6 protein-coding genes are annotated in these 7674 nt (G+C 61.9%); all 6 read left to right on the top strand.

Translation table 11 applies throughout. The features are described 5' to 3' along the window. The first annotated feature begins 715 nt into the window (after positions 1 to 715). The 6 genes from M3I53_RS18430 (at position 716) to M3I53_RS18405 (ending at position 7561) form a co-directional block, all read left to right on the top strand. The gene (locus M3I53_RS18430; RefSeq protein WP_254317315.1) at positions 716 to 1423 is read left to right on the top strand and encodes an energy transducer TonB; all 708 of its coding nucleotides are present in this window, start codon (positions 716 to 718) and stop codon (positions 1421 to 1423) included. Between the two features lie 75 nt (positions 1424 to 1498). After that, positions 1499 to 2410 carry a MotA/TolQ/ExbB proton channel family protein gene (locus M3I53_RS18425; RefSeq protein WP_254317314.1) on the top strand — a complete coding sequence of 304 codons (912 nt, stop codon included), beginning with the start codon at positions 1499 to 1501 and terminating at the stop codon, positions 2408 to 2410. Between the two features lie 14 nt (positions 2411 to 2424). After that, a complete protein-coding gene (locus M3I53_RS18420) occupies positions 2425 to 2850 on the top strand; it encodes a biopolymer transporter ExbD (protein WP_069261321.1) in 426 nt (141 codons plus the stop codon). A gap of 9 nt (positions 2851 to 2859) precedes the next feature. Continuing rightward, positions 2860 to 3291, top strand: a complete 432-nt coding sequence (locus tag M3I53_RS18415; protein ID WP_254317313.1) for a biopolymer transporter ExbD — start codon at positions 2860 to 2862, stop codon at positions 3289 to 3291. 14 nt (positions 3292 to 3305) lie between these two features. Beyond that, positions 3306 to 4511: a lipopolysaccharide assembly protein LapB gene (locus M3I53_RS18410; RefSeq protein WP_254317312.1), complete on the top strand. Its 1206-nt coding sequence runs from the start codon at positions 3306 to 3308 to the stop codon at positions 4509 to 4511. 293 nt (positions 4512 to 4804) lie between these two features. Further along, positions 4805 to 7561 carry a TonB-dependent receptor gene (locus tag M3I53_RS18405; protein ID WP_254317324.1) on the top strand — a complete coding sequence of 919 codons (2757 nt, stop codon included), beginning with the start codon at positions 4805 to 4807 and terminating at the stop codon, positions 7559 to 7561. Positions 7562 to 7674 lie beyond the last annotated feature (113 nt).

The raw sequence follows: 7674 nt of genomic DNA, 5'->3' as shown, positions 1-7674 counted from the left end.
GGCAATCGTGAGTTGTCGTTTGGCCGTATCAAAGTCGACACCTTGCACGTACCACGGTGCCTTGATTCCCAAGGCGGCTTCAAAGAGTTGATTCGTCACTCGCATCGTCCCGCATGTCTGATTGCAGCATTCTGCCGCAACCAGCCATGCGCCAGCTTGTCGATTCAAAGCCCCTCAAGGGTTCCCTGCGCCGGGCTCACGCCCGCCCTTGACCCGCCAAACCGCCCACTCGGATTTCAAAAGAGGCAGATTTGCACCATTGCGATGATTGACGGGAAAGCGCTTGAGCCACATTGGTGCTGGAATTCGCAATAAGAGAGCAAATGCCTAAACATGATATTGCTCCATCAAAAAAAGTTTTCTCACCGGCATTTTTTTTTGCTATCTTCAATCCGCTTCAACAAAACTGACACATAGAGCTGCTGTCCTCAAGCGCCCGAAGGGTTCAGGCGCAAAGCAAAGGGCGGACAGCTGGCCGGATCGGTGTCGGCACGAAAGGTATTGAGCTAGCACGACTATCAAATAGTCCTGCGCAAAAGACATTGCGGGTTCCGGAGTGGCGCGAAATTGCCGCGCAGAATCCGCTTAGTAATTCGTAGTGCGAATGTAATTTAGCATAAAGTGAATTTCTGTCACGCGGACTAGTGGTCATGAGGTGACGAGGGTTTTCTGCGGCAGGATTGGGGCGTACTGCGCCGAGGGAGCGAAGGTGGTGATGAAAGTGCAAGTGGGAGCGCCAGCCGAAGGCGTGCGCTCGGGCGGACCAGGCCGCCCACGCGAATTCGGGCGTAGGCAGCAGAACCCTGTGCGCCGCTACGGCGGAATTGGCGCGGTAATCGTATTGCACATTGTGCTCATCTACGCGTTGGTCAATGGTCTTGCAAACAAGGTCGTGCAGGTGATTCAGCATCCGATTGAAACGAAGATCATCCAGCCCGTAGCACCGCCGCCGCCGCCCCCGCTGCCTACCGTGCAGCTGCCGCCGCCGAAGTTCGCGCCTCCGCCGCCGCCTTTCGTGCCGCCTCCCGAAGTGCCGGTGCAGGCGCCACCGCAGCAGTCGATCGTGCATCAGGCTGCGCCCGTAGTCAGCGCGCCTGTCACCGCACCGCCTGCACCACCCGCGCCGCCTGCACCCGTGCAGAAGCCGGTGAGCCACGAAGTGGGCGTTGTGTGTCCAAACTCGGATGAGATCCGTTCGTCGATCCGCTATCCGAAAGAGGCACAGGACAACGGTGTGACCGGCGACGTGCTCATCGAATTCGTGGTGGATCCGCAAGGTCACGTTACGAATGAGCGAGTGGCGCAGTCGGCCAATGACGACAGTCTGGATGCCGCTGCATTCAACGCAGTCAAGAAGTTCAACTGCATTTCGCAAGGCCAGCCGGTACGCGTGCAGGTTCCGTTCTCGTTCAGTCTCAACTGACGCTCGGGCTGCATGGATCGGGTGGCGAGTCATTACCCGGATTTTTAGATGTTCAACGGATGAATTGGAGCAGGCATGAAAAAGCGTTCCTACGCCGCACTCGCGGCAAGCATGTTGATCGCCGTAGCCACGGTCGATACCTTTGTCGCACCGCAGCTTGCCAACGCGCAGGCTAGCGCCCCTGCGGCAGTCGCGTCGGCGCCCGCCACCGCAGCCGTCGCCGCACCGTCACCGGCCGCGAGCGCGGACCAGCCGGCGCCGCCCCCCGCACCGGCCACCTCGGAGACGGTCACGAACCCATACGGTCTCGGCGCGCTCTGGAAGAACGGCGACTTCGTCGCGCGCTTCGTCCTGTTGCTGCTCGTGGTGATGTCGATGGGCAGCTGGTACATCATGATCACCAAGTTCTTCGAGCAGTTCCGCGCAAACCGTCGTGCGAAGAGCGCTGACGAGCAGCTCTGGAGCGCGCCGTCGCTCGCAGAAGGTGCAAAGCAGCTCGAGGAGTCGTCGCCGTTCCGGTTCATCGCGGAAACCGCGATCGAGGCCGGCGAGCATCACGACGAGGCGCTGCTCGAGGCCGTCGATCGAAACACGTGGATCGACGTTTCGGTCGAGCGCGCCATCACCAACGTGTCGAACCGCCTCCAGGACGGCTTGGCATTCCTCGGCACCGTGGGCTCGACCGCGCCGTTCGTCGGCCTCTTCGGTACGGTGTGGGGCATCTATCACGCGCTGACGGCCATCGGTATTGCAGGCCAAGCTTCGATCGACAAGGTCGCGGGACCGGTCGGTGAGGCGCTCATCATGACCGCCATCGGTCTGGGCGTGGCCGTGCCGGCGGTGCTCGGCTACAACTTCCTCGTGCGACGCAACAAGGCTGTGATGGAGCGTGTCCGCGGCTTCGGCGCGCAACTGCATACGGTTCTGCTGGCTGGCGGCAAGCGCGTCGCGCGCTCCGCGCCGCGCGCCGCCGTCATGGCCGACTGAGCGAGGAGTACGCCATGGCCATGAGCGTGGGAGGCGAGGGCGATGACGACGAGGTCATCTCGTCCATTAACACGACGCCGCTCGTCGATGTGATGCTGGTGTTGCTGATCATCTTTCTGATCACGATTCCCGTGGTGACGCATACGGTGCAGCTCCAGCTACCGAAGCAGACGGTGACGCCGCTGCAGACGCAGCCCAAGAGCGTCGAGATTGCGGTTAATCGCGATGGCGACTTCTTCTGGTACGAGCAACACGTCGATGCGCCGACGCTGCTGGCACGCCTGAAGACAGTGTCCGTGCAGACGCCGCAGCCGGAAGTGCATATCCGCGGCGACCAGGCGACGCGCTATGAGGCCATCGGGCGCGTAATCACGTCGTGCGAGCGGGCGGGAATCGCGAAGGTGTCATTCATTACGGAGCCGCCGGCGCGCGGCGGTTAAGGGGCGTTTATGGGCATGAACGTATCGTCGGGCGGCGGAGCAAGCGAACCCGAAGTGATGGTGGACATCAACACGACGCCGCTGATCGATGTGATGCTCGTGTTGCTGATCATGCTGATCATCACCATTCCGATCCAGATGCACGCCGTGAAGATGAACTTGCCGGTGGGCAATCCGCCGCCGCCGGTCGTGCAGCCGGAGGTGGTGCAGATCGACATCGACTTCGACGGCACCATGACCTGGAACGGCACAGTGGTGCCCGATCAGGCGACGCTGGAGCGCAGGTTCGCGCAGGTCGCGGCCGAACCGGAGCAGGCAGAAATTCATTTGCGTCCGAACCGGCTCGCGCCATACAAGGACGTGGCCGAAGTGATGGCCGCGGCCCAGCGCGAAGGCGCAACGAAGATCGGCTTGATCGGCAACGAACAGTACATGCAGTGAGGCATTCGAAAGCGATGAGTATTCCGTATCGATTCAAGAGGGCGGCGCTTGCGCTCGCGGTGAGCGGATTGTCGACGCTGGCCATGGTGCCGACAGCGGCGCGGGCGGCCGACACGCTACGTCCCGACGTGGCGAAGCCGCTGAACGATGCGCAGAACCTTTACCGCGCGCATCACTACGAGGACGCGCTCAACAAGATTGCGCAGGCCGCGGCCGTGCCGAACAAGACGCCGTACGAAACGTACATGGTCGAAGAGATGCGCGGCGCCGCCGCCATGGCGGCAGGCCAGAACGGCGTTGCCGCGCAGGCGTATGAATCGCTGCTCGCGAGCGGGCAGCTCAAGGGAGAGGACGCGCAGCGCACGACGGCGGCGCTTGCGGGCATCTACTTCCAGCAGAAGAACTATGCCCAGGCGATCAAGGTCGCGCAGCGCTACCAGAAGGCTGGCGGCGGCGATCCCCAGATGGCCACGCTGCTGGTCGAGTCGTACTACCTCTCGGGCGACTACGCCAGTGCGACGCGTCTGCTGAATGCGAGCGTCGAAGCCCAGGTGCGCGGTGGCCATACGCCGGAGGAGGCGCAACTGCAGCTGCTCGGTACCTGCGCTCAGCATGCGAACGACCAGGAAGCTTATCGCGGCGCGCTCGAAAAGCTCGTGGCTTATCACCCAAAGCAGTCATATTGGGACGACCTGCTGCACGCGATTCGCAGCAAGCCCGGCTATCTGGGCGCACTGGATCTGGACACGTATCGCCTGCGCCGCGCGACGGGTTCGCTCTCCAGCGCCGATGACTACATGGAGATGACGCAACTGGCGATCGTTGCCGGGTCTACGGCCGAAGGCAAGCAGATCATCGATCAGGGATTTGCGTCTGGCGTGCTGGGTCGCGATGCTGGAGCCGATCGCGAACGTCGCCTGCAGGCACTAGCGGCAAAGCGCGCCAACGCTGCGCCCGACCCGGGCAATCCCGTCGCACCGTTCGATGCGGCATTCAATCAGGTGTATGCGGGGCAGGCGAAGCAGGGTCTCGCGACCATGGAATCGCTCATTGTCAAGGGCGGCCTCGATCACCAGGATCTAGCGCGACTGCGCCTCGGCGAGGCGTATTTTGCCTCGGGACAGAAAGCGCGAGCGATCCAGGCTTTCAATGCAGTACGGGGCAACGATGGCAGCGCTGATCTGGCGCAGCTCTGGGTGCTGGTGGCATCGAAGCCGTGAGTGTTTGAGCGAATCGCAACAACGCATCAAAGTTCGGTAGTTAATTAGGTATACGTAAGAAATAAGGAATGGCGTGGCCCGGTTTGGCTCGGCAGGGGTGGATGTGACAGAAGTAAAGCAGCACGAGGTTTTGGGGGTAAGTGGTCGGCTGTAAATGGAAGAGCCCTGGGGAGGGCGAATCCAGGTAAAAAAGTGGCGCGATGCGACAGCGTCGTCAAATCTAATGCGGGGGTTCACGAGACCTTGCTTCGCATAACGAAGTAGACGTGACCGACGAGAGAGAAGGGGGAACTGTGAAACAAAGGGCATTGGCGGTGGCCATTCGAAGGATAATCTGGGCTGAACTCGCGTTTTCTGCTGCGTTCGCCGTACCTGCATTTGCGCAGAGCCAGGCGGCGACTAACGGCGGTGTGGCTGTCGCGGCCGATAGTGCAGCCGTGCCAGCGGCAACACCGCAATCAGGCACGAGCGCGCAGTCGGATGCTACCGGAACAGGCAGTGCGGCCGCCACGACTGGGGACAAAACAGCCGTCAAGCAGATGAAGAAGTTCGAAGTGACCGGCTCGCTGATCCGGCAATCGGACAAGACGGGCTTCCAGCAGGTGCAAACGATCACCACGAAGGACATTCAGAATAGCGGCGCGACTACCGTGGCCGACTACCTGCGCTCGGCCTCGGCCAACTCCGCCAATAGCTGGAGCGAAGGCCAGGCGGGCAACTTCTCAGCGGGCGCGTCGGGTATCGCACTGCGCGGCTTGAGCGAGAAGTACACCCTCGTGCTCGTCGACGGTCAGCGCGTTGCGCCGTTCGCCTTCTATTCGAACAGCACCGACAGCTTCTTCGACCTCAATACCATCCCGCTCAACACGATCGACCGCATCGAGATCGTGAAAACCGGCGCCGTGTCGCAATACGGCTCGGACGCCATCGCGGGCGTAGTCAATATCATCACGAAGCACGATTTCCGCGGTCTTCAGTTCGACGGCAGCTACGGCAGTTCGGTGAGCGACGGCGGCGGTAACGGCGCGACGAAGTTCGGCGTTCTGGCGGGCTTCGGCGACCTCAATGCGGACCGCTTCAACGTCACCGCGTCCGCGAGCGTCTATCACTCGGCGGGCTCGACGCTCGCCGACCGCGACTCCACGGCGGCGCAGGACTTCACGGACAAACCGGGCGGCCTCTCGCTGCTCGCGCCGTCCTATTGGCAGACGGGTCCCAACACTGCGCAGGCGTTGAGCGGGTGCCCATACGGCGGCGCGGTCCATCCAGCCGCCAGCAATTTCCTGGGCGCGGCTGCGGGCCTGGGGGGCACGGTGTGCGCCTTCAACACCGCCAACAGCATGTCGATCGCGCCGGAGACCACGCGCGCGAGCGCGAAGGTCCATGCCGACTTCAAGATCGACGACACAACCACTGCCTTTGCCGATCTGTGGGAAAGCTACAACCAGACGACCCAGAACGACGGTCTTTGGAACAACACAGTCGGCAGCCCGCAAACGCCGACGCTGGTGTACACACCGGGCGTCGGACTGACGCCGTTCAACAACGTCGTGCCGGCAAGCAATCGGTACAACCCATATGGCGTGGATACGCCGCTCACCTATTCGTTTCCGCGTACCGTGGCCGAAGAAACGGACGCGAATTTCTGGCGCGCATCAACGGGCATCCACGGTTCGTTCACTGTGCCGAAGTATGGCGACTGGGACTGGTCGACTGCGTATAGCCACTCGCAGAGCAACGTTTCGAACACCTACACGAATCAGCTCAACGCTGCGACGCTGAATAACATCTATCAGAACGGCACGTACGACTTCGCCAATCCGTCCGCGACGCCGAACGGCTTGAATGGCCTGTACATGAACGCGAACAACCAGGGCATCTCGAAGCTCGATACGGTTGACGCGACGCTGGCCACGCCGAACGTGTACCACCTGCCGATGGGCGATGTTGGCGTTGGCTTCGGCGCGCAGTTCCTGCACCAGAGCGAGGTCATCAACCCGGGCGCGGAGTTTTCCCAAGGCCTCGTGGCCAACCCGATGCTGCAAACCGTCAACGGTCAGCGCAACGTTGCGGCGGTGTACTACCAGTTCGATGTACCCATCATCCACAACCTGACGTTTAGCCAGTCGGGCCGCTACGACCACTACAGCGACTTTGGTGGCGCGTTCTCCCCGCGTTTCGCCCTGCGCTATCAGCCCGTCCAGGCGCTGACGATGTACGGCTCCTATAACCGCGGCTTCCGCGCACCGACGTTCGTCGAAAACAGCACTTCGCAGACGCTCGGTATCCAGCAGTCGGCCACCGGCACAGTTACGACGATCACCGAGGGCAATCCGAACCTGCAGCCGGAGCGCACACGCAACATCAACCTCGGCTTCCAGACGTCGCCGACGCGCACGACCGATTTCGGCTTCGACTGGTACAAGATCCGTGTCGATCACGTCATCGGCGAGGCGGCTTCGCCGTCGCAGGTCGTTACGAATGCGCAAGGCCAGGTGGTGTATGAAGTTTTCCCGTACGAGAACCTCGGCTACCTCGACACGAACGGCTTCGAAGGCACCCTCCGTCAGTCTTTGCCGACGAAGGCGGGCACGTTCACGCTGACGGCCGACTGGGCGTACGTGAAGGACTTTACGCTGGGGCAGTCCACGGGTCCGATCAACGGTGCAGGCAACAACTACACCATCACGCAGCCGTTCGGCGGCAGCTTCCCGCGCTGGAAGGGCAATACGACGCTCGACTGGGCATATCACGGCTGGAATGCGGCGCTCACCTGGATGTTCACGGGCCCGTACGCGCAGGCGCTTTCCGTGGCGGCCCCGACGGCGGTAGCGGACAAGGTGGGCTCGTATAGCCAGTTCAACCTGATGGTCACCTACACGGGCATCAAGCACTGGACGATCTACGGCGGCATCAACAACATCTTCAACCGCACGCCTCCGTTCGATCCGATCTTTGCCAGCAGCGCGCTCGACCAGACGGGCTACGACACGTCGCTGTACAACTATATCGGCCGCTTCGCGCAGATCGGAGCGACCTACAAGTTCTGAACATTCGGCGCAACGTAGTGAGCAGTGCACGAAGCAGGCGGCCGTGGCCGCCTGCCTCGAATGTTTCCTGTAGTGGCGAGCGACGGCGGCAGACCCCTGCCGCGTCGAACCGA

Source organism: Paraburkholderia sp. CNPSo 3272 (genome assembly GCF_024206495.1).
Classification (GTDB): Bacteria; Pseudomonadota; Gammaproteobacteria; order Burkholderiales; family Burkholderiaceae; genus Paraburkholderia.
Note: the sequence above shows the minus strand (reverse complement) of the source record. Positions and strands in the feature narration are given on the sequence as shown.